Below are 20746 nucleotides of genomic sequence, written 5' to 3' on the forward strand. Positions count from 1 at the left end.
CGTAGATTTAATTCCAGATAATTGGTAAAGCTAAGCAGATGTTAAGAAATCCGCTAAATAAAGCGCTATAATAAAGAGAGAGGCGAATTAATGATTACTTTTGTTTGGGCAGAAGATCAAAAACACCAAATTGGTATAGATGGACATTTACCTTGGAAATTGCCTGCAGATCTACACCACTTTAAAAAAATTACTTATGGACATCCAATTGTCATGGGTCGCAAAACTTTCGTGAGCTTGCCTCATCTTTTACCTGGGCGCAAACACGTTGTTTTGACGACCAGCTTAACATTAAAAAATAAATATCGTGATAATAACCAGGTTTCAATTATTAAATCTGTCAAAGAATTACAGGACTGGATCAAGGAGCATAAACAGCAAAACCTCTTTGTGATAGGTGGTAATTCGGTTTTTAACGCTTTAAAAAATCAGGTAGATTGTTTAGAAAAAACTGAAATAATAGCAACTTTTAAAGCTGATGTCACAATGACGAAAATTAATTATGATGACTTCATTTTAGTCAAAAAAGGATTTCATCAGCCTGACAACGTTAATCTTTATCCTTATAAATTTCTAACATATATGAGAAAGGAGAAATAACATGAAACAAGTTATTACTTCAACGATCACTTTTATAATCTGTATTATGATCTTAATTAGCAGCTTTTTTCTGGCAGAAAACTTAAATCATAACTATTGGTGGCAAGTAATTGGCATGGCCATTGTCACTTTTGCTGTTGGACAATATTTTTTCGCAATAATAAAATCATACCAATCGACCAAAAAATAATTTACTTTTTTGGTTGACAGAATATTTTTTCAATGTTAAATTAATAAACAATTAAATAATTAATACATCTTGAAAAGCAGAGTAGCTAAGTTTTTGTTAATAAAGAGAGCTGACGTTTGGTGAGAGTCAGTTAACAAGACTTAGTGAACATGGGCTTGAAATGATGACCGCTGGTGATATTTAGCTAGTGGCGGAGTTGCATCCGTTATAATTGCAAGCTATTGTTAGATAGCTGTTGAGGTTTATTACGTGAGTAATAGACAAATTAAAGGTGGTAACACGAAGCACTCGTCCTTATTTGAGGAAGAGTGCTTTTTTTATTGAAAAATTGGGAGGTTTTTCTGATGACAAAAAAGAGTCGCAATATAATTATCGGAGTGATTGCAGCAATTATAATTATTGCTGTCGGTTGGTTTAGTTTTGGTAAAAAAAGTGGTGACCAAAAGAGCAATCACGTTGTTACTGTAGGTATTGTTAGTGAAACAAAGCCAAAACAAGTTATTTGGAACAAAGCTGCAAAATTGGCTAAAGAAAAATATGGAGTAACAATCAAGATAAAGAACTTTACCGATTACAATCAACCTAACAAGGCAGTTAAAAGTGGGGATATCGACCTTAATTCATTTCAACACTATGCATTTTTGAAAGCGTGGAACAAAGCAAATCACGGTGGCGTAGTTGCAATTGGTCGGACTGAAATTAACCCAATTAGGTTATACTCCAAGAAGTACCATAAATTAAGTGATATTCCAAAGGGCGCAACTATAGCTGTGCCTAATGATGCAAGTAATGAATCTCGCGCACTTTTCGTTCTTAAAAATGCTGGTCTGATCAAGTTACGCAAAGGCAAGATTTTAGTTTCCGCTGCTGATGTAATTAAAACTTCTAAAAACATTAAAGTTAAAGAAGTTAGTGCCGATCAATGTGGTCGAGTAATTAATTCAGTTGATGCCGCCGTTGTTAATAACGACTTTGCAGGTCCTGCCGGTTTAGGTAAGAAGCAGACAATTTTTGTTGAGCCTGTTAACAAAGATTCTCTGCAATGGGTAAACATCATTTGTGCAAAGAAAGGTCAGGAAAAGAATAAGGATTACCAGGCAGTGGTAAAAGCATATCAAACAGCTGAAACTAAGCGTCTAGACAAAAAGTTTTATGGCGATATGACTAAACCAGCTTGGGACGTTAAGTTTTAATGATCGGAGAAGATTGTAAATGGGTATTATTGATTTAGAACACGTTAGTGTGGATTTCCCTAGTAAAAAAGGCAAAATTGTTCAGGCTGTCCATAATGTCAGCCTAACAGTTGAAAAGGGTGATATCTATGGCATTGTAGGCTTTTCCGGAGCGGGTAAGTCCACACTAGTTAGAACAGTCAACCTTTTACAAAAACCAACTGCAGGCAATATTAAGGTAAATGGTACTGACTTTGTCAAAGATGGTAAGCAAGTAATTGCTAATAAGGATTTACAACTAGCTCGCAGAAAGATCGGCATGATTTTTCAAAATTTCAACCTATTAAACGAAATTAGCGTAGTTGATAACGTGTCTTTTGCCCTGAAACATTCCGGCTTAAAAGAAAAAGAAATTAAAGAAAAGTCATTAAAATTGTTGGACCTGGTGGATTTAAAAGATAAAGCAAATTCATACCCAGCTCAACTTTCTGGGGGTCAGCAGCAAAGAGTTGCTATTGCCAGGGCTCTAGCAAACGAACCAGATATTTTGATTTCTGATGAAGCTACGAGTGCACTCGATCCTCAAAATACATTGCAAATTTTAACTTTATTAAAGAAGTTACAAAAAGATCTTAACCTAACCATCGTACTGATCACACATGAAATGGCTGCAGTCAAAAAAATCTGTAACAAAGTAGCGCTAATGCAATCTGGTCAGGTGATCGAAAATGGCAATCTCCGTGAAGTAGTCTTGCATCCGCAAAAAGATTTAACTAAGAGTTTTGTTGGTGGATCTTTGGAAGTTATTAATACTCTAAGGTCTCTTAAGATTAATAAATTAGATAACGATAATGAAGCTATTTATCAACTTGTTTATAGTATGGCTAACGTTACTAAAACTATTATTATTGATTTATACCGTAAAGTCGGGGTTGAAGCTAGTATGCTATATGGTAACGTAGAACTGCTTGATGATGAGCCAATTGGAACTCTGCTTGTTCAAGTTAAAGGTGATAAGACAAAACAGCAAGAAACAGTAGATTATTTGAGAAAAGAAAAAGTCGCTGTTACTCGTTTGAACGAAAAGGGGGATCTTTATGAGTAGTTGGTTTAGCAGAGTTTTTCCCAATGTTGTGCAACTGGGCTGGCTAGGTGATACTGGCTGGGGAACCAGCATTTTTCAAACATTATATATGACTTTTTGGTCCGGAATATTTGGGGGAATTTTAGGTTTGATTTTCGGTGTAATTTTGGTTCTGACCAAAAGTGATGGAATAAGACCTAATAAATTCTGGTTCAATGTTTGCGATAAAATAGTTTCAATTTTTCGTGCTATTCCGTTTATTATCTTGCTAGCGTTTATAGCACCAGTTACTCAAAAAATTGTCGGGACTCAGATTGGTATAAAAGCGGCTCTGGTTCCATTAACATTGGGCGTTTTTCCTTTTTATGCCCGTCAAGTTCAAGTGGCTTTAGAAAGCGTTGATCACGGTAAAATTGAGGCAGCACAGAGCTTGGGTGCTACGATTTGGGATATTATTTTTAGTGTTTATTTAAATGAAGCGAGATCAGAACTTGCTCGTGTTTCTACCGTTACAATTATTAGTTTAATTGGTTTAACTGCAATGGCTGGAGCCATTGGTGCAGGTGGCTTGGGTAATACAGCAATTTCATATGGATACAATCGCTTTAACAATGATGTAACACTTGTAGCAACAGTGCTGGTTATCATTTTGATATTTATCATTCAAGTGATCGGTGACTTTTTCGCTAAGAAGTTAAATCATCAAAGTCGCTAAAAAATATAAAAAAATAAAAACAACGAGGTAAACTCGTTGTTTTTTTCGTATTTAAATATAGAGCTATTTAACTGCATCTTTCAAAGCTTTACCAGGTTTAAACGCAGGAACCTTAGTTGCAGGAATAGTTAAAGTTTCGCCAGTTTGTGGGTTTCTACCTTTTCTAGCTGCACGATTACGTACTTCAAAAGAACCAAAACCTATAATTTGTACTTTTTCACCTTTAGCCAAGTTATCCTTGATTGATCCGATTAAAGCATCGATGACTTTTTCTGCCACGTTTTGCTTAAGTTCTGCTCTTGCTGCAACCTCTTTAGTGAGTTCAGATTTGTTAATTGAAGCCATAATTCTTCTCTTTTCTATAAAAATTTATACTTATTCAATGCTGTTAAATAGTTCGTATTTTTCTATACTAATCCACCTAAAGCATTGTGTCGCTTGATATCCGGCAACTTTTATTATTTTAGCACAGATAATGCTACCTTCAATAGTAAAAAGCTAAATGTTAACTTAATTTTTGTTGATCTAACAAGCGGTTGACCATTTGCAGATAGTTCAAATAAAGAGGTTTGAAGCGAGAATGTTTTTCTTTTTGCCAAGGCTTGGGTTTACCGCAAAAATGCAAAATTGAAGTGTTTTTCATGACCCATTCTGTGTTAATTTCACCAGTGCTTCTAGTCAAGTAAACTGAAAAAGCTCTTGCATCATAGTTCCAACGTGTTTCAGGAATTTTGAGTATATCCTCGCCATATAAGTAGTTTAGAATATCCTGATCAGGCAAAATCAGGGTATCATGATGTTGTTCAATTGCTTGAGTGATATCTTCAATTTTGATCTTTTTTCTCATTTGGTCCAAATCCATTAACATTATTCCAGAGTTAAAGTATCCAGTTGAAGTCCCAAGTCTGATATTATTGATTGAACTCATAATATCTGTTAAACCCTCATGAACCGAAGCAGCAAACATTTTACCTTCAAGATCTAATAGCCATAATGGCACGACTGAGTTTATAACTAATATGTCCGGATCAAGGTAAATAATTCGATGTAAGTTTGCAGGCAAAATTTTACTTGAAAGTAGCCTAAAGTACATTTCCTTGGGGTAATCATGCAAGTTTAGCAATGATTTTGGAAATTTAATTTTTTTGTTCATAGTTAGGGTTGATACTTTAATTCTAATTTTTGTACCAAATTTTTTAAGTTTATTTAGAGCATGTTGATCAATATTATCGTAAATTAACCAGACATGGAACTTCTCAGTCATATTGTTCAGTCTGAGGGAATACATCATCACTTCAAGTGGTTTGATATAGTTTTGGTCAATAGTAACCAATATTTCGATCGGTTCTTTTTGAGGATTATTCATAAAGTCTTCCTTTACCAGTTTCTTGTTTATTTTCACTATTTATTAGTATAAAGCAAAACATGTTAAGATACCTCATAATATAAGTTGTAAAAATAACATAGTGTGAAAATATCATAACTAAATTTGTTGTCTTAGATTTTACCAAGGAAATTATTTATTCAAAGTAGTAGAATGTATATAAATAAAGTTTTAACAAAGAGGTATTAACATGAAGAAAAAATTATTGCTAAGTTTAACTGGAATTACTTCTTTAATATTGGGACTATCTGTTAGCAAACCAGTTGTAGCTGCAAATTCGTCAATTCAAGGACAGAATCCTGCTACAGCTAAAGAAACAAATACTGCAACTCAGAGTGACAGCAATAAGGAACAAACTAACTCAAACGAAACATCTACTACTGGCAATTCACCCAAAAATACTAATAATTTAAGTAAAGTTTTAAAGTATTTGCAAAAAAGTGTCATATTAAAAAAGCCAGCATATATTTATGATAACAAAGGCAAAAAGATAAAAAATAAAAAACTAAAAAAAGGAACAATTATATATGTTTCCGGTCTTAATACTGCTAAAGGACACAGCTTTTTACAAATAAGTACTAAAAGTAAGAAAAAACAATATATTAAACCAGGAAATGTTAAAATTCTAAAAATTAAAGTTTATAAAGTTAAGAAAAACGCCAAAGTTTACGACAAAAAGGGTAGACTAGTGGTAATAGGAAATAAATATCCGTTTGTTAAAAAAGGAGTAAAGATTCCCGTCTATTACCTGAAAAAAATTAATGGGCAAAAATTTGCGGGAATTTCTAATACCCAATTTTTAAAATGGTCTGATTTAGTTCATAAGACTAATTAAAATTGCTTTATAATAATGGTAGTTAAAAAATTTACAGAAAGAGGTACTAAAATGACTGATGCAGTTTTAAAGAGAGTAGCTATCAGGAAATATACGGCTGAAAAAGTCTCTGAAGACGACATAAAAGCATTGATTACAGCATTTCAAGCTTCACCTTGTGGTATGCACAAAGCTGATGTGATGCAGATGACAGTGGTTGAAGATGAGAATTTGTTATCTGAAATTGAACAGGTAACAAGCAATGCTTGTTACAATGCTCCTTTATTGTTTATTATTAATGTCAAAAAAGGTAATGAATTTGGTGAGAGAGATGCTTCAGTTGCTGCAGAAAATTTGATGGTAGAGGCAGCAGCACTTAACTTGGGTTCAGTTTATCTAATGAATGCAGCAAATGTGTTAAATTCTGCTAAAAGTTTAGAACAAAAGTTGGAAGTTCCAGAAGATTTTGAAACTAGTGTCATTGTGGCCTGCGGACATGCTGCAGAGCAACCAAATGAGGACAGGTCAAATAGATATAAAGTTGTAAGAAAATAAATGCTTTAAAAGACTTAATATTAAAACTGTAGTCCTATTTTTAACTGATGTGGCTACAGTTTTTTTGACAAAAAAATTAAATTTATTAAAGCCAGAATGGTTTATGGCTATCTTACTTGATATAATAATTATGTAAGCGTTACATTTTTTACTTAAGGAGCAAGTTTCATGAAAAAGATTATTAATGATCCAGCAAATGTTGTACCGGAAATGGTTGAAGGAATGGTCAGATCATATCCCCAGTATATTGCCAAGGTTAAGGATACTGAAGCTGTTATGAGAGCAGATAAAGATTCTATGACGGGAAAAGTCGGTATTGTAAGTGGCGGAGGTTCAGGTCATGAACCTACTCATGCTGGTTTTGTGGGCAAAGGAATGCTTAGTGCAGCTGTTTGCGGACAAGTTTTTACTTCCCCAACTCCAGATCAAGTATATGAGGCTATTAAGGCTGTTAATCAAGGTCAGGGCGTTTTTTTAGTAATTAAAAATTATTCAGGCGATGTGATGAATTTTGATATGGCTAAAGATATGGCTGATATGGACAATATTAAGGTCAAGTCAATTGTGGTAGATGATGATATTGCCGTCGAAAATAGTACATTTACCCAAGGAAGACGAGGAGTAGCTGGAACTTTGTTCATGCACAAGATTTTAGGAGCAATGGCTCAAAATGGTGCCAGTCTAGACGAGATTGATGCGACAGCCAAAAAGGTATTGCCTAAAATTAAAACAATCGCGGTTGCTTTGTCTGCTGCTACCAATCCTGAAACAGGTAAACCCGGTTTTGTTCTCAAAGATAATGAAATTGAATACGGTGTTGGTATTCACTCAGAGCCTGGATACCGGCGTGAACAGATTAAACCTGCTAAAGATTTAGTAACGGAATTAGTGGGCAAATTAAATGATGAAATGCATTTAGACCAAAATAAGAAATATGCTGTGTTGGTAAATGGTATGGGCGCTACACCATTAATGGAACAATACATTTTTAGTAATGATTTACTTAACAAACTAGCAGAGTTCAATGTCAAGCCAGCTTTCATGAAAGTGGGTAATTACATGACTTCGCTTGATATGGCAGGTATTTCACTCACAATATTTGAATTAGCTGATGACAAGTGGCTTGATTATCTCAATCAGCCAGTAGAAACAATCGCTTGGTAAAAGGAGAAGTTAATATGGGCTTAACAGTTAAAAATGTGGTTGAATGGATGAATAATTTTTCTGCTAAAATTAAACAAAATAAGCAATTTTTAAGTGATCTGGATACTGCGATTGGCGATGGTGACCACGGTTTTAATATGAGCCGAGGTATGACAGCGGTTAGTCAAAAATTAAGTACTGAGCCCAAAACCATCACAGATGCTTTTAAGCAAATCGCTATGACTCTCATTTCTACAGTTGGTGGTGCCTCTGGTCCACTTTATGGAACTGCTTTCTTGGAAATGGCGAAAAAAAGCAGCACAAGTTCAGACATAGGAGACTTACTGGCTACTGCATTGACAGGTATTAAAAAACGTGGTGGTGCTGAACCTGGTGATAAAACCATGGTTGATGTGTGGACCGCATTAGTTCCAGAAGTTAAAACCAATAAGCTAACACAGGAAAAAATCGCTTCAGCTGTAGAGGCAACCAAAGACTTAGTTGCCAAAAAAGGTCGTGCTTCATATTTAGGCGAAAGATCAAAAGGCCATGTTGATCCTGGCTCGCAATCAAGTGGGTACCTTTTTGAGGCGTTACTTGAAACAGAAGGTATCTTATGAGTTTAGGCATTACTTTAGTATCCCATGTTCCAGAGATTGTAACCGGTTTGTCTGAGCTGTTGGGACAGGTTGCAAAAGATGTGTCAATTACCACTGCGGGTGGTACTAACGCTGATGATCTTGGCACCAGTATGGACAAAATTTTGCAGGCTTTTTCTGAAAATAAAGCTGATGAAATATTGGCATTTTATGATTTAGGCAGTGCCAAAATGAATCTTGAACTAGCAACGGAAATGACATCTAAAAAGATTCATCTATATGATGTAGCCTTTATCGAAGGGGCTTATACTGCCGCTACTTTAATTGAGGCGGGGGTCGAGTTAACGGAGATAGAAGGACAGCTTAAGCCCCTAGCCCTAAAGAAATAGAATAAATACCAGATTTATATTGAGTAAAAATAACATTAAGCGTATCTTAACTTAATTTTAGCCGAAAAATTCAGAAACTCTTTTAAATCTTATGTTATAAAATAACAACAAATTGAGATTTTTTGGAAAGATAGTTTTATTTAAAGAAAGGGTTTACATAGGTAGAATTTTATAATATATTGGATCTGGGAGTAATTTACTACTAAACATTATTTTGGGTTTCAAAAGGAAGTCCAATAATCGAAGTAGGAGATTAAAAATGAATAATAGCTTAACAATGCAAGTAGTGGGAGAGTTCCTCGGAACTATTATCTTGGTGTTGCTTGGAGATGGCGTTTGTGCCGGTGTCAATTTGAATAAGTCGAAGTCAAAGGGCAGTGGCTGGATCGTTATTTCTTTTGGCTGGGGCTTTGCCGTGACGTTTGGTGTATTCTGTGTTAGCTGGCTTTGCCCGGGTCACTTTAATCCTGCAGTGTCACTAGGTATGGCAATTGCCAATAAGTTGCCATGGTCATCCGTTTTGCCTTATATGCTGGCACAAACAGCTGGAGGCTTTATCGGTGGTATCTTAGTATGGCTAACCTATTTTCCTCACTGGCAAGAAACAACTGATCAAGATGGCATTTTAGGGTCGTTTGCTACGACACCAGCTATAAGAAATTACGGTTGGAATTTCTTTACTGAGACGATTGCTACCTTTGTTTTGGTATTTGGCTTGTTGGGATTGACCAATACAAAATTAGCTCCAGGATTTAATCCATTGTTAGCTGGATTTTTGATTACAGCGATTTGTTTGTCTTTAGGAGGACCGACTGGAATCGCGATTAATCCAGCCCGTGATTTGGGACCTAGACTGGCTCACCAATTTATGCCGATTGCCAATAAAGGTGGTTCAGATTGGGCTTATAGCTGGGTTCCAATCTTTGGCCCACTTCTTGGCGGAGTAATTGCTGCATTATTGTTCAAAGTTATTGTATAAAAGAAAAGCATTAGCTTATAGTAACACCTTCAAATTTGTAAAATTTGAGGGTGTTTCTTGTTTCTCAATCCATTTTCCCTTTCCAATCTGATTTCATAAAAATTTTCTAGTTCCAAAATAATTATCGAGTAAACTTTTAAACTTTTAATGCTTATGTGCTAAATATTTTTGATTGTTCTGTTGAGCTTAATCTGCTAACATATTTTAATTTTTTTATAGAAAAGAGTTTAGCAGCAACGATTTTCACTAGAACAGGTTACATTCCCCTTAAAATTGCCTTGGGTGCTTGTTTTCTGCTGCTCTAGTTTAGTATTATTAGCATTAAATTGAATTAAAAAAGGCGGTTTAAATGAATAATTGGGCTGTAATATCAACTTGGAGTATGTCGTATGACGGATTGGTGAAAGCGGCAGAGCTGTTGAAAAAGGATAAAAGTGCTGGGGATGCTGTTGAAAATTTGCTAAGAAAAGTCGAATCATATCCCCTTTATAAATCCGTGGGATATGGCGGACTTCCTAACGAAGACGGAGTTGTTCAAATGGATGCTGCATTCATGGACGGTGACACCTTGGCACAAGGTTCTGTAGCTGCAATTGAGAACGTAAAACATGCTGTTTCAGTTGCTCGAAGACTAAGCTTAAATAAGACCAACAGCTTTTTAGTCGGAGAAGGAGCGACTAAATATGCAATGCAGAATGGCTTTGAAATGACTAATATGTTGACTGAAAGGGCCAAAACTATCTGGCAGAACAAGGTAAAACAGCAACTTCAATCAGACCTGCATCCTTATGATGGTCATGATACCGTAGGAGCAATAACTCTTGATCGAAATGGTTCGCTGGCAGCTGCTACATCAACCTCTGGCTTATTTATGAAGAAAAATGGTAGAATTGGCGATTCACCTCTGTCCGGATCTGGATTTTATGCGGATAGTCACATTGGAGCTGCGACTGCAACTGGCCTAGGAGAAGACATCATGAAGGGCTGCCTTTCATACGAAATAGTCCGTAAAATGGCAGAAGGAAAGTCTCCCCAAGAAGCCTGTGATGCTACAGTTTATCGGTTTTGTAATGATTTAAAGAAGCGTTATGGTCAAGTAGGCGAAATTTCCCTCATTGCCTTGAATAAAAAAGGCGAGTGGGGTGTAGCTACTAACGTGGAGTTTCCTTTTTGTATTGCTGCTAAAAAGCAAGAACCTCAGATATTAATGGCAAATCCGGGGCTGCACAATAACACCAAAATTGAACCAATTTCTCAAGCCTAGTTAGATGACTACCAAAAGCAAATCAAAGCTCCTGTAAAGTAATCATTGTTAAAAAGAAAGTGAAGTTAGATGTTAAAAGAAGCATGTGTAGAAAATTTTACTAGTATTCCTTATGTGATTAATAAAGGTGCTGACAGAATTGAACTGAATAATAACTTAACATTAGGTGGCACCACGCCTTCTTATGGAGTTATCAAAAAAGCAGTTACTTATGCCTCTAATTTTCACATACCAGTTATTGTGATGATTAGGCCGAGGGGTGGAAATTTTTGTTATAGTGAAAGTGAAATAGAAATAATGGCCAGTGATTTAGAAATAACAGCTAAATTAGGTGCTCAAGGAGTCACCTTTGGCTGTTTAACCTCTCAAAATCATTTGGATAAAGTAAAAATGAAGCGTCTTATTTCATTAGCCAGATCTTTAAATATTGATGTTGTCATGCACATGGCTTTTGACGCAATGCCTTTAACTGAGCAAGAAGATGGACTAAACTGGTTAGCGAATAATGGTGTTAAGAGAATTTTGACACATGGCGGAGAGTTATCAATTCCTGTTTTAAATACCATTTCTCATCTAAAAGAAATTATTAACTGGGCAAACGGCAAGATAGAAATATTACCAGGTGGTGGCATTACCGCCCAAAATAGCACTTTAATTGCTGAAAGATTGCAGGTAGACCAGTTACATGGTACAAAAATTGTTAAATGAAATTAATTTTTAACATAGCTCAAAGTCTGATTACTGAAAAATAGTTGCACATCAAAATATACAGCCACTTTAAGCAATAAGACATTAGTTTTATTTGTCTACAGCAGCTGGATAAGAAAATTTAGGTAGTGCTTTTATTATTTTGACTAAAATATAGTTGACAGGAAATAAGTCATTGATTAAAATATCTTTAATATTGATAAAGCGATGAAAAGATAAGTAAGTTTGCAAGTAACGTTTTAGAGAGTCCTGTTGCTGAAAAGGGACCGTGATGGTAAGCTGAAAGTAACTTTGAGCTATATGGTGAAAGTTAGTAGCTATTATTGGGTACACCCATTAACGTGTTAGCGTATCGCAGTATGCCGTACGTGAAGTGACTGTGTTTTTGTCATCTTTAATGATAATTATTGCAGTAATATAGGTGGTACCGTGCTTAAGCACCCTTGATTTTCAAATCAAGGGTGCTTTTTTATTACCTAAATAAATTCATCAAGGCCCTTTATCTATATTAAGTGTTTATATTTTTCAGGAGGAACTGTAATGGAAGAAATTGAAAGAGATGTTAATACCAAGCCTTTATCATGGAAACAATATTTAGTAGTTGCATCATTGCTATTCGGTCTATTTTTTGGTGCCGGTAATTTAATTTTTCCACTTCATTTAGGCCAGCTTGCAGGAGCAAATTGGGGAATGGCCACTTTTGGCTTTTTAGTAACGGCTGTGCTTTTGCCACTATTAGCCGTTTTAGCTATTAGTGCCAGTCATGCTAAGGGGGTTTACGATATTGGCAAACCTTTGGGAAATAGTTTTGCTCTCGCGTTTATGGTTTTAATCCATTTGACCTTAGGACCATTATTTGCCACACCGCGGACCGCGAGTATTTCCTTTTCAGTTGGCTTGCAGCCGGTATTGCCGAAATCAGCCACTAAGCCGGCACTTTTAATATTCTCGGCAATATTCTTCATTTTGGCTTTTATTATTTCTTATAAGCAATCTACGATTTTGACCAGTATCGGCAAAATTTTAAATCCTTTGTTTTTATTGCTGTTATTTTCAATTTTTTTATTAGCTGCTATTTCTCCAATGGGTGCTGCCAAAAATCAAAATGTTACTGCGGCTTATCAAAGTGCACCTTTCTTTAATGGTTTTTTGGAAGGGTACAACACTATGGATGCACTGGCTGGATTGGCTTTTGGCTACACAATAGTTTCAGCCGTACGCCAACTTGGAAAAACTTCGGCGAAAAGTAACGCAAAAGTGACTGCCAGAGCCGGTGTGATTGCCACAAGTGCAATTGGTGTCATTTACGTTGGTTTAATTTGGGTTGGAGCAACGACATTAAATCAATTTAAAATTTCTGCTGAAGGCGGTACTGTCTTTAACCAAATAGTGACTTATTATCTGGGTGACTTTGGTCATGCGCTACTTGCCACGTTAGTTACACTAACCTGTTTAACTACAGCAGTCGGTTTGATTGCCGCTTTCGCGCAAGACTTTCACCGCAGTTTTAGTAAAATTAGTTACCATGGCTGGCTGACAATTATGACTATTGTTTCCTTCATTACTGCTAATTTTGGTTTGGACACAATTATTTCCTGGTCAACGCCAATGTTAATGTTTTTATATCCAATCGCTATGGTATTGATTATATTGTCGATTTCTGGTTCTTTATTTGACCATGATCCAGTTGTTTACTTCTGGAGTATCGTCTTTACTTTTATTCCAGCCATTTTGGATATGATTGCGTCTTTTCCTGCGCTAGTTAGCAAACAAGCATGGGCACTACAATTAAGAGCATTCCAATTACAATTTCTTCCTTTTGCTGACATAGGTATGGACTGGGTTATTCCGGCAGTTATTGGATTAGCAATCGGTTTTATTGTTCACTTTTATCATAAGCAAAGAACTAATTAATTGTGTAAATATTGTTCGATTTCTCAAGCGCATCTTTTGACAACAACTGTTTATAAAAGTAGATTAAAGAAAAAGCAGTTTTGTTAATGTAAAAGGTAGGATTGAGTATTTTGAATAATATGAACATGAATCATAGTGAAAATATGAATCATTCAATGGACGCCAACTCTTCGATGAAAATGGGTAGTCATGACATGATGATGCATGGCGGTCATATGATGCATATGGGTAATTTGAAAAGAAAGTTTTGGCTTTCATTAATATTATCTTTGCCAATTATCTTTTTGTCCCCTGCAATGGGAGTTCATTTGCCATTTCAATTTTCATTTCCAGGTTCTGAATGGGTCGTAGCCATTTTTGCCACAATTCTTTACTTCTATGGCGGTGAGCCCTTCTTATCAGGTGCATTTTATGAAATAAAAGCAAAAAAGCCTGAAATGATGACTTTGATTTCTTTAGGCATCACTACTGCTTATATTTATAGTATTTATGCTTTCGTTGAAAACAATTTACTAAGCAGTAAAGTCCATGTAATGGATTTCTTTTGGGAATTGGCAACTTTAATTTTAATTATGCTTTTAGGACATTGGATTGAAATGAAGTCCGTGATGAATGCGAATAGCTCAGTTCATGATTTGGCAAAACTTCTGCCAGATAAAGTTCACGTTCAAAATAATGGCCGAACAGAAGACGTAGCAATTAATGCTGTCCAAAAAAATGCTGTTATATTAGTCAAAGCCGGTGAAAGTATCCCACTTGATGGCGTGGTATTAAATGGTTCAAGTCAAGTAAATGAATCGCTCGTTACTGGAGAATCAAGTGCAGTTACGCGCAAAGAAAATGACAAGGTAATTGGTGGCTCAATAAATGGCTCTGGTACTTTAACTGTCAAAGTTACTAGCTCCGCAAATTCAGGTTTCTTGGCCAATGTTAATAAGTTAGTGCAATCTTCTCAAATGAATAAATCACGGCTGCAAAACTTAGCCGATCGGGTTTCCAGCTGGTTATTTTATGCCGCACTTGTTTTTGGTATTATTGCTTTAATCGTTTGGACCAGTTTACGGGGAATTTCTGGCGGTCTTGAACGGATGGTAACTGTTTTAGTTATTGCTTGTCCTCATGCACTCGGTTTGGCTATTCCTTTAGTAAATGCCAAAAGTACCTCGATTGGTGCCAAAAACGGCTTGCTCATTAGAAACCGCAACGTTATCAGTGTTAGTTCAAAAATAAATTATCTTCTTTTAGACAAAACGGGAACTTTAACTGAAGGCAAATTTCAGGTAAGAAAATATGATAGTTTATATAAAGAATATGATTCTGCTGAAATCATCAAACTGATCGCTTCACTTGAGCAAGATTCTAATCACCCGATTGCGCAAAGCATTTTACAGTTTGCTAAGGAAAAAAATATTGAGCTCTATCCATTGTCAAATAGTAAGACTTTGGATGGTAAAGGTGTTTCTGGAACTTTAAATGGAAAGGAATATCAACTTGTAAATGAAAAAGCTGCTAGAAGTTTGGTGAGTCATTTCCCGGAAATTGATGCTTTAAATTACACTTCCAGCTATTTGGTAGCAGAAAATGAACTTTTGGGTTACGTAGCAGTTGGTGATGAAATAAAGAAAAATGCAGCAGCTTTGATTAAGCAAATTAAAGATCTTAACATTACACCGGTGATGCTAACCGGCGATAATGAAAAAGTCGCTCAGAGTATTGCGCAGAAACTAAAAATTTCCGAGGTTCACTCAGGCTTAATGCCAGCTGACAAACAAAAAATTGTCGCGCACCTTCAGGAAAAAGGAAACAAAGTCATGATGGTGGGAGACGGCATCAATGATGCTCCTAGCTTAGCTAAAGCTGATATTGGTGTAGCTATTGGTGCAGGAACTGATGTTGCCGTGGACTCAGCTGATGTTGTTTTAGTGAACAGTGAACCACTTGATATTATCAGTTTCCTCAACCTTGCTCAGCATACTCAAAGAAAAACCATCGAAAACTTATGGTGGGGAGCAGGCTACAATATCATAGCTTTACCACTGGCAGCGGGTATACTTGCACCATGGGGAATTTTGCTATCACCGGCTGTGGGAGCGATTTTAATGTCTTTGTCAACAGTTATCGTAGCTATTAATGCTGAAACACTAAAAATATAAATATCTAGTTAAGGCACTCAATAAGAGTGCTTTTTTGCTAAAATAAAATAAATTTTAAAATTTTAAAATGATACCCCTTTTATTTTAAAATATTGAAAATAATACTAAAAACCTGTATTATAAGTGCAAGAGAATATTACTGCTTTAATAGCTTAAATACTAACATTTGAAAAAGGAGATTTAGTATGAGTAAAGAAGAATACCGTGTTGAAAGTGATACAATTGGTCCTGTTAAAATTCCTAAAAATGCACTGTGGGGTCCTCAAACTGAAAGGAGTCGTAACAATTTTCCCAGTGGTGAATTAATGCCGCTTGCAATTATTCGTGCTTTTTTACATTTAAAAAAAGCTGCAGCTGAATCGAATGTAGAAGTCGGCGATGAACCAGCAGAAAAAGGACAAGCTATTGAGGAAGCGATTGATCAACTATTAAAATTAGATGATCATGAATTGCGACAAGATTTTCCGTTACACGTATTACAAACCGGTTCTGGTACTCAGAGCAATATGAATGTTAACGAAGTAGTAGCAAATTTAGCTAACAAGATGCATCCCAATTTGAATATTTTGCCTAATGATGACGTTAACAGAGGACAATCTTCAAACGATACTTATCCCACAGCAATGAACATTGTGGCAGTGGAAGCTTTAGATAAACTTGAACCGGCTGTGCAACACTTAATTGACGAACTCAAAATTAAGCAGGACAAGTATTGGAAAACCGTCAAAGTTGGCCGTACTCACCTGCAAGATGCTACTCCGATAACTTTTGGGCAAGAGGTTTCAGGTTATATTTCAGCTTTAAAACATGATTTATCTTATATTCAAGAGCTTAAGCCTACATTGTATGAACTGGCGATTGGTGGTACTGCTGTTGGGACAGGCCTTAATGCTGCACCGGGAATGACTGTCAAAATTACTGACAAACTATCCCAAGTTTACGGCCACGATTTTAAAGTTAATACCAATAAGTTTTGGGGTTTAGCTCACCATTCTGGCATAGATGTTGTCCATGGTGCTTTAAAAACTTTGGCTGCCGATATGTTTAAGATAGCCCAAGATATAAGATTCTTGGCATCAGGTCCAAGAGCAGGCTATCACGAACTTAATATTCCGGCTAATGAACCGGGTTCCTCAATTATGCCTGGCAAAGTTAACCCTACTCAGGCTGAGGCCGTGACTATGGCAGCTGCAAAAGTTTTTGGCAATGATACTACTATCACTTTTGCCTGCTCACAAGGAAATTTTGAAATGAATGTTTATAAAACTGTCATGATCACAGCTTTTCTGGATTCTTGCGACATTTTAACCGGTACCATTAATGGTTTTGCTGATAAAATGATTGCCGGCTTAACGGTAAACGCTGAAAAAATGGACGATTTGCTTGCAAGTTCTTTAATGACAGTGACGGCTTTGTCACCTCATATTGGCTATCATGCAGCTGCTAAGATTGCACAGACTGCGGATAAAGAAGGTACAACGCTTAAAGAAGCAGCCCTTAAAAGTGGCAAATTAACTGAAAAGGAATATGATGAATGGATGGATTATATGGAGATGACCAATATTTCTCAGACTAATCCTGAAAAATAAATCTTTTAAATTTCTGTAGAGGAGAAATCAATGGGTAAATTTGTTTTTACGCCTAATAAGGCTTCTGAAATACAAGAAAGTTATGACGCAATTATAATCGGTGCAGGTGGTGCCGGCTTAACTGCAGCTATTCAGGCTCATGAATTAGGACTGAATGTTGCTGTCTTTGAAAAGAATTCTGATTTAGGTGGGAACACAAACAGGGCTTCTTCTGGAATGAATGCTTCTGAAAGTCTTGTTCAAATAAAACAGGGAATTATAGATGATAAAGAAGATTTTTATCGTGAAACTCTCAAGGGTGGAGGAATGATGAATGACCGTGAACTTTTGCGCTACTTTGTCGATCATTCTGCTCTTGCAATAGCTTGGCTAATGGATCACGGGATAGAGCTAACTAATTTAACTATTACTGGTGGGATGAGCAAGAAGAGAGCTCACCGTCCAGCTTCAATGGCCCCAGTCGGCAATTATTTGGTTACCGGTGCTTTAAAGCAAATCCACGAAGATAAAATACCAGTTTTTAATAATGCAAAAGTAACTAAGCTTTTACAAGATTATAAACAACAAGTAACAGGTGTCCAGGTTGATACTCCAAAAGGAGAAGTAAAAGTAAGTGCAAACGCTGTGCTATTGGCTTCAGGTGGCTTTGGCTCGTCTAAAGAATTAATTAAAAAATATCGTCCTGACCTGGTAAATTATCAGACTACCAATCAGCCCGGTGCTACTGGCGATGGTTTAAAACTTGCTATTCAAATTGATGCACAACTAGAGCAAATGGACTTTATTCAAGTGCACCCAACTGCACAAACTGATACTGACCACGTCTACTTGATCGGAGAAGGCTTAAGAGGAGAAGGAGCTATTCTCGTTAACAAATCTGGTAAAAGATTCGTCAACGAGTTAAGTACACGTAAAATTGTTTCTGACGCCATTAGCAACTTAAATGAGAACGGTGCTTTTTTGGTGTTCGATCAAGGTATTAGAAATAACTTTACTGCTGTTGAATTTTATGATCACGTAGGATTGGTTAGTCACGGGGAAACAATTTCTGATCTAGCTCAAAATATTGGCGTCACAGCTTCGAACTTGAATGAAACTATTACTAATTGGAATGAGTCTGTCACCAATAAAACAGATAAAGAATTTGGCAGAACAACAGGAATGGAGCATCAAATTGCGCAGGGACCATTCTTTGCAATTCATATTAACCCGGCTATCCACTATACTATGGGCGGTATCCATATCAATCCCAAGACCGAAGTTTATGATACAGACGGTAACATTATTAAAGGCCTCTATGCTGCGGGAGAAGTTTCAGGTGGATTACACGGAAATAACCGAATTGGTGGCAACTCGATTGCTGAAACTGTCATTTTTGGCAGGCAAGCAGGAATACAAATGAGCAAGTTTGTCAAAAACCAATAACTATAATTTAACTAAATTGGTGCTTAAAAAAAGTGTCAGCCGTTGATAATACTGATAGGTATTTTGTTAGTTTCTACGCTTTGTAAGCTGGGGTTTTGCCAGTGATTTGTTTACTGTTTTTTATTTTACATAAGCAAAATTATGTTTAGCAGTTTTCAAGCTCTTTGTCGTCTAGCAGCGACGAAGGGCTTTTTTATTTTAGGTTTTTAAGTAAACGGGTATGCCAAAAATACTAATTTTTACCTTATTAACAAACCGAATTTTAAATATGTAAGACTGTTTTTATTTTTAAAAAAATTAAAAAATAAATTATTTATTTTAAATATTGCAAATAATAGAAATAAAATTTATAATGTGGATGTAAAGGATTACATTTTTAAAAAATTCGAAAGGAAATGACTTAATGAATAAGAAAGTATTATTGGTTGGAGACGGAGCTGTAGGTTCAACTTTTGCAAATGACTTGTTGCAACATACTAGTGTTGACGAGCTGGTAATCTGTGATGTGGTCAAGAATCGTCCAGTGGGAGATTCAATGGATTTGGAAGATATACTGCCTTTTACAGGCGAGTGTAATATTCATTCTGGTGAATACTCTGATGCAAAAGATGCTGCTGTGGTGGTAATTACAGCAGGTGTTCCCCGCAAGCCAGGAGAAAGTCGGCTTGATCTTGTGAATAAAAATGTTAGCATCTTGAAAAGTATCATTCAACCAGTAGTTGAATCGGGCTTTAATGGTATTTTCTTAGTTTCTGCTAATCCAGTTGATATATTGACAACTTTAACCCAAAAACTATCTGGCTTTCCGAAAAACAAAGTAATTGGGACAGGTACATCACTAGATACTGCTCGTTTAAAGGTTGATTTAGCCAGAAGATTAAATGTTCCGGTGGCTGAGGTTAATTCCATGGTTTTAGGTGAACATGGTGATACTTCATTTGAAAACTTTGATGAGTCAATCGTGGGCGGTAAGCCACTAACAGAATTTGCTCATATTGATGATAATATTTTGAACCAAGTTGAACTGAATATTCGTCAAAAAGGTGGAAAAATAATTGAAAATAAAGGTGCAACATTTTATGGCATTGCGATGATGTTAACGCAAATTGTTACCGCAATATTGACTAACCGTTCAATTGCTTTGCCTTTATCTGCACCAATTAATGGTGAGTATGGCATTAAAAGCGAACTTTATTTAGGCACACCTGCAGTAGTTGACGGGTCTGGAATCAGCCAGGTGATTGAGACTGAACTTTCAGAGTCTGAAAAGGCAAAGATGGTGGATTCGGCTGCCAAAATGCAAGAAGTACTAAATAATATTGCTTTAGATTAATTAAAAAGAAGGCATGAATAATGCAGGTTGGTAAGAGAATTTTTTTACAAAGAAAGCTTCCCGCAAAAGAAGTAGTTTCTGCATATAAAAAGCTGCCCTCATCAAATGTGGCTGACTGTATGAATAGAACAGGTGCAATGTCGCCCAGAATTAGGCTGATGTCGCACCCACATGAAGAAATGTGTGGTCCAGCTTTTACAGTTCATAACCGCCCAGGTGATAATTTAACTATTTATGCAGCTTTAAAATATTGCCAAGAGGGTGATGTGGTGGTCATCGATAATGAAAATGATAATACCAGGGCAGTTATTGGTGAAGTAATGATGACATGGCTGCGGGATCAAAGACATGTAGCTGGTGTAGTAGTTGATGGGCCAATAAGAGACATTGATAGTTTAAGCAACTGGGATTTGCCTATTTATGCTGTAAGTACCACTCCAGATGGTCCTTATAAAGAAGGACCAGGAGAAATTAATGTACCGGTTTCTTGTGGTAACGTAAGTGTTAACCCAGGTGACGTCATTTTAGGCGACGCTGACGGTGTTATCAAAATTGCTCTGGAAGAAGCAACTGAATTGTTGCCGATTGTTCAGAATTTTCATGAAAAGGATGAGGCAAAAGCAGCTAGTTTTCATGATGGTTCAGGAAATATAGATTGGCTTGATGATGAATTAAAGAATAAGAATTATAAAATTATCGACGATTTTTATCGCCCGGAAAATTATAGGTAATTACT

Annotated in this window: 21 protein-coding genes and 2 other annotated features; of the genes, 19 read left to right on the plus strand and 2 right to left on the minus strand. The window is 36.2% G+C overall.

Translation table 11 applies throughout. From position 1 onward, the window contains the following. Positions 1-90 precede the first annotated feature (90 nt). The 5 genes from ACFQ32_RS01465 (at position 91) to ACFQ32_RS01485 (ending at position 3761) form a co-directional block, all read left to right on the plus strand. On the plus strand, positions 91-600 hold the full coding sequence (locus ACFQ32_RS01465) for a dihydrofolate reductase (RefSeq protein ID WP_046324927.1): 510 nt from the start codon (positions 91-93) through the stop codon (positions 598-600). Between the two features lies 1 nt (position 601). Beyond that, the gene (locus ACFQ32_RS01470; RefSeq protein WP_046324926.1) at positions 602-790 is read left to right on the plus strand and encodes a hypothetical protein; all 189 of its coding nucleotides are present in this window, start codon (positions 602-604) and stop codon (positions 788-790) included. A 60-nt stretch (positions 791-850) separates the two neighbouring features. After that, positions 851-1089, plus strand: a binding site (T-box leader). Positions 1090-1131: 42 nt separating this feature from the next. After that, positions 1132-1983 (plus strand): MetQ/NlpA family ABC transporter substrate-binding protein, encoded by an 852-nt coding sequence (locus tag ACFQ32_RS01475; RefSeq protein WP_110446710.1) that lies wholly within the window; start codon positions 1132-1134, stop codon positions 1981-1983. A 19-nt stretch (positions 1984-2002) separates the two neighbouring features. After that, on the plus strand, positions 2003-3067 hold the full coding sequence (locus tag ACFQ32_RS01480; protein WP_046324924.1) for a methionine ABC transporter ATP-binding protein: 1065 nt from the start codon (positions 2003-2005) through the stop codon (positions 3065-3067). After that, a complete protein-coding gene (locus ACFQ32_RS01485) occupies positions 3060-3761 on the plus strand; it encodes a methionine ABC transporter permease (protein ID WP_046324923.1) in 702 nt (233 codons plus the stop codon). Before ACFQ32_RS01480 ends, ACFQ32_RS01485 begins: the two co-directional genes overlap by 8 nt. Positions 3762-3824: 63 nt before the next feature. Here ACFQ32_RS01485 and ACFQ32_RS01490 read toward each other — a convergent pair whose 3' ends face one another. Both ACFQ32_RS01490 and ACFQ32_RS01495 read right to left on the minus strand, forming a co-directional pair. Beyond that, the gene (locus tag ACFQ32_RS01490; protein WP_046324922.1) at positions 3825-4106 is read right to left on the minus strand and encodes an HU family DNA-binding protein; all 282 of its coding nucleotides are present in this window, start codon (positions 4104-4106) and stop codon (positions 3825-3827) included. Between the two features lie 160 nt (positions 4107-4266). Beyond that, positions 4267-5127, minus strand: coding sequence for a glycosyltransferase family 8 protein (locus ACFQ32_RS01495; protein WP_046324921.1), 861 nt, complete (start codon positions 5125-5127; stop codon positions 4267-4269). A gap of 208 nt (positions 5128-5335) precedes the next feature. Here ACFQ32_RS01495 and ACFQ32_RS01500 point away from each other — a divergent pair, with 208 nt between their 5' ends. The 14 genes from ACFQ32_RS01500 (at position 5336) to ACFQ32_RS01565 (ending at position 20741) form a co-directional block, all read left to right on the plus strand. After that, a complete protein-coding gene (locus tag ACFQ32_RS01500) occupies positions 5336-5980 on the plus strand; it encodes an SLAP domain-containing protein (protein ID WP_046324920.1) in 645 nt (214 codons plus the stop codon). A 51-nt stretch (positions 5981-6031) separates the two neighbouring features. Then, positions 6032-6514: a nitroreductase family protein gene (locus ACFQ32_RS01505; protein ID WP_046324919.1), complete on the plus strand. Its 483-nt coding sequence runs from the start codon at positions 6032-6034 to the stop codon at positions 6512-6514. 168 nt (positions 6515-6682) lie between these two features. Then, positions 6683-7678, plus strand: a complete 996-nt coding sequence (dhaK, locus tag ACFQ32_RS01510) for a dihydroxyacetone kinase subunit DhaK (protein ID WP_046324918.1) — start codon at positions 6683-6685, stop codon at positions 7676-7678. A 14-nt stretch (positions 7679-7692) separates the two neighbouring features. Then, positions 7693-8277, plus strand: a complete 585-nt coding sequence (gene dhaL, locus ACFQ32_RS01515) for a dihydroxyacetone kinase subunit DhaL (protein ID WP_046324917.1) — start codon at positions 7693-7695, stop codon at positions 8275-8277. Beyond that, positions 8274-8645: a dihydroxyacetone kinase phosphoryl donor subunit DhaM gene (dhaM, locus tag ACFQ32_RS01520; RefSeq protein ID WP_046324916.1), complete on the plus strand. Its 372-nt coding sequence runs from the start codon at positions 8274-8276 to the stop codon at positions 8643-8645. The genes dhaL and dhaM overlap by 4 nt, the downstream gene beginning before the upstream one ends. 259 nt (positions 8646-8904) lie before the next feature. Then, positions 8905-9624 carry an MIP/aquaporin family protein gene (locus ACFQ32_RS01525; RefSeq protein WP_046324915.1) on the plus strand — a complete coding sequence of 240 codons (720 nt, stop codon included), beginning with the start codon at positions 8905-8907 and terminating at the stop codon, positions 9622-9624. A 349-nt stretch (positions 9625-9973) separates the two neighbouring features. Continuing rightward, on the plus strand, positions 9974-10888 hold the full coding sequence (locus ACFQ32_RS01530; RefSeq protein WP_046324914.1) for a N(4)-(beta-N-acetylglucosaminyl)-L-asparaginase: 915 nt from the start codon (positions 9974-9976) through the stop codon (positions 10886-10888). 69 nt (positions 10889-10957) lie between these two features. Continuing rightward, on the plus strand, positions 10958-11596 hold the full coding sequence (locus ACFQ32_RS01535; RefSeq protein WP_046324913.1) for a copper homeostasis protein CutC: 639 nt from the start codon (positions 10958-10960) through the stop codon (positions 11594-11596). Between the two features lie 198 nt (positions 11597-11794). Next, positions 11795-12044, plus strand: a binding site (T-box leader). 92 nt (positions 12045-12136) lie between these two features. Then, positions 12137-13510 carry a branched-chain amino acid transport system II carrier protein gene (gene brnQ, locus ACFQ32_RS01540; RefSeq protein WP_046324912.1) on the plus strand — a complete coding sequence of 458 codons (1374 nt, stop codon included), beginning with the start codon at positions 12137-12139 and terminating at the stop codon, positions 13508-13510. Between the two features lie 101 nt (positions 13511-13611). Continuing rightward, positions 13612-15663 (plus strand): copper-translocating P-type ATPase, encoded by a 2052-nt coding sequence (locus ACFQ32_RS01545; protein ID WP_342341518.1) that lies wholly within the window; start codon positions 13612-13614, stop codon positions 15661-15663. Between the two features lie 185 nt (positions 15664-15848). Then, positions 15849-17252 (plus strand): class II fumarate hydratase, encoded by a 1404-nt coding sequence (locus ACFQ32_RS01550; protein ID WP_046324911.1) that lies wholly within the window; start codon positions 15849-15851, stop codon positions 17250-17252. Positions 17253-17282: 30 nt separating this feature from the next. Further along, on the plus strand, positions 17283-18677 hold the full coding sequence (locus ACFQ32_RS01555; protein ID WP_046324910.1) for a flavocytochrome c: 1395 nt from the start codon (positions 17283-17285) through the stop codon (positions 18675-18677). A 403-nt stretch (positions 18678-19080) separates the two neighbouring features. After that, positions 19081-20010, plus strand: coding sequence for an L-lactate dehydrogenase (locus ACFQ32_RS01560; RefSeq protein ID WP_046324909.1), 930 nt, complete (start codon positions 19081-19083; stop codon positions 20008-20010). A gap of 20 nt (positions 20011-20030) precedes the next feature. Continuing rightward, on the plus strand, positions 20031-20741 hold the full coding sequence (locus ACFQ32_RS01565) for an RraA family protein (protein ID WP_046324908.1): 711 nt from the start codon (positions 20031-20033) through the stop codon (positions 20739-20741). Positions 20742-20746: the final 5 nt, after the last annotated feature.

It is taken from the genome of Lactobacillus melliventris (assembly GCF_042679465.1).
Lineage (GTDB): Bacteria > Bacillota > Bacilli > Lactobacillales > Lactobacillaceae > Lactobacillus > Lactobacillus melliventris.

What these genes read in the sequence shown, in the direction of transcription:
- ACFQ32_RS01560 (WP_046324909.1), top strand. Translation starts at nt 19,081, where the DNA reads ATGAATAAGAAAGTATTATTGGTTGGAGACGGAGCTGTAGGTTCAACT.
- ACFQ32_RS01465 (WP_046324927.1), top strand. Translation starts at nt 91, where the DNA reads ATGATTACTTTTGTTTGGGCAGAAGATCAAAAACACCAAATTGGTATA.
- ACFQ32_RS01505 (WP_046324919.1), top strand. Translation starts at nt 6,032, where the DNA reads ATGACTGATGCAGTTTTAAAGAGAGTAGCTATCAGGAAATATACGGCT.
- ACFQ32_RS01525 (WP_046324915.1), top strand. Translation starts at nt 8,905, where the DNA reads ATGAATAATAGCTTAACAATGCAAGTAGTGGGAGAGTTCCTCGGAACT.
- ACFQ32_RS01555 (WP_046324910.1), top strand. Translation starts at nt 17,283, where the DNA reads ATGGGTAAATTTGTTTTTACGCCTAATAAGGCTTCTGAAATACAAGAA.
- ACFQ32_RS01535 (WP_046324913.1), top strand. Translation starts at nt 10,958, where the DNA reads ATGTTAAAAGAAGCATGTGTAGAAAATTTTACTAGTATTCCTTATGTG.
- dhaL (WP_046324917.1), top strand. Translation starts at nt 7,693, where the DNA reads ATGGGCTTAACAGTTAAAAATGTGGTTGAATGGATGAATAATTTTTCT.
- dhaM (WP_046324916.1), top strand. Translation starts at nt 8,274, where the DNA reads ATGAGTTTAGGCATTACTTTAGTATCCCATGTTCCAGAGATTGTAACC.
- ACFQ32_RS01500 (WP_046324920.1), top strand. Translation starts at nt 5,336, where the DNA reads ATGAAGAAAAAATTATTGCTAAGTTTAACTGGAATTACTTCTTTAATA.
- ACFQ32_RS01470 (WP_046324926.1), top strand. Translation starts at nt 602, where the DNA reads ATGAAACAAGTTATTACTTCAACGATCACTTTTATAATCTGTATTATG.
- ACFQ32_RS01565 (WP_046324908.1), top strand. Translation starts at nt 20,031, where the DNA reads ATGCAGGTTGGTAAGAGAATTTTTTTACAAAGAAAGCTTCCCGCAAAA.
- ACFQ32_RS01480 (WP_046324924.1), top strand. Translation starts at nt 2,003, where the DNA reads ATGGGTATTATTGATTTAGAACACGTTAGTGTGGATTTCCCTAGTAAA.
- ACFQ32_RS01495 (WP_046324921.1), bottom strand. Translation starts at nt 5,127, where the DNA reads ATGAATAATCCTCAAAAAGAACCGATCGAAATATTGGTTACTATTGAC.
- ACFQ32_RS01550 (WP_046324911.1), top strand. Translation starts at nt 15,849, where the DNA reads ATGAGTAAAGAAGAATACCGTGTTGAAAGTGATACAATTGGTCCTGTT.
- ACFQ32_RS01490 (WP_046324922.1), bottom strand. Translation starts at nt 4,106, where the DNA reads ATGGCTTCAATTAACAAATCTGAACTCACTAAAGAGGTTGCAGCAAGA.
- brnQ (WP_046324912.1), top strand. Translation starts at nt 12,137, where the DNA reads ATGGAAGAAATTGAAAGAGATGTTAATACCAAGCCTTTATCATGGAAA.
- ACFQ32_RS01530 (WP_046324914.1), top strand. Translation starts at nt 9,974, where the DNA reads ATGAATAATTGGGCTGTAATATCAACTTGGAGTATGTCGTATGACGGA.
- ACFQ32_RS01485 (WP_046324923.1), top strand. Translation starts at nt 3,060, where the DNA reads ATGAGTAGTTGGTTTAGCAGAGTTTTTCCCAATGTTGTGCAACTGGGC.
- dhaK (WP_046324918.1), top strand. Translation starts at nt 6,683, where the DNA reads ATGAAAAAGATTATTAATGATCCAGCAAATGTTGTACCGGAAATGGTT.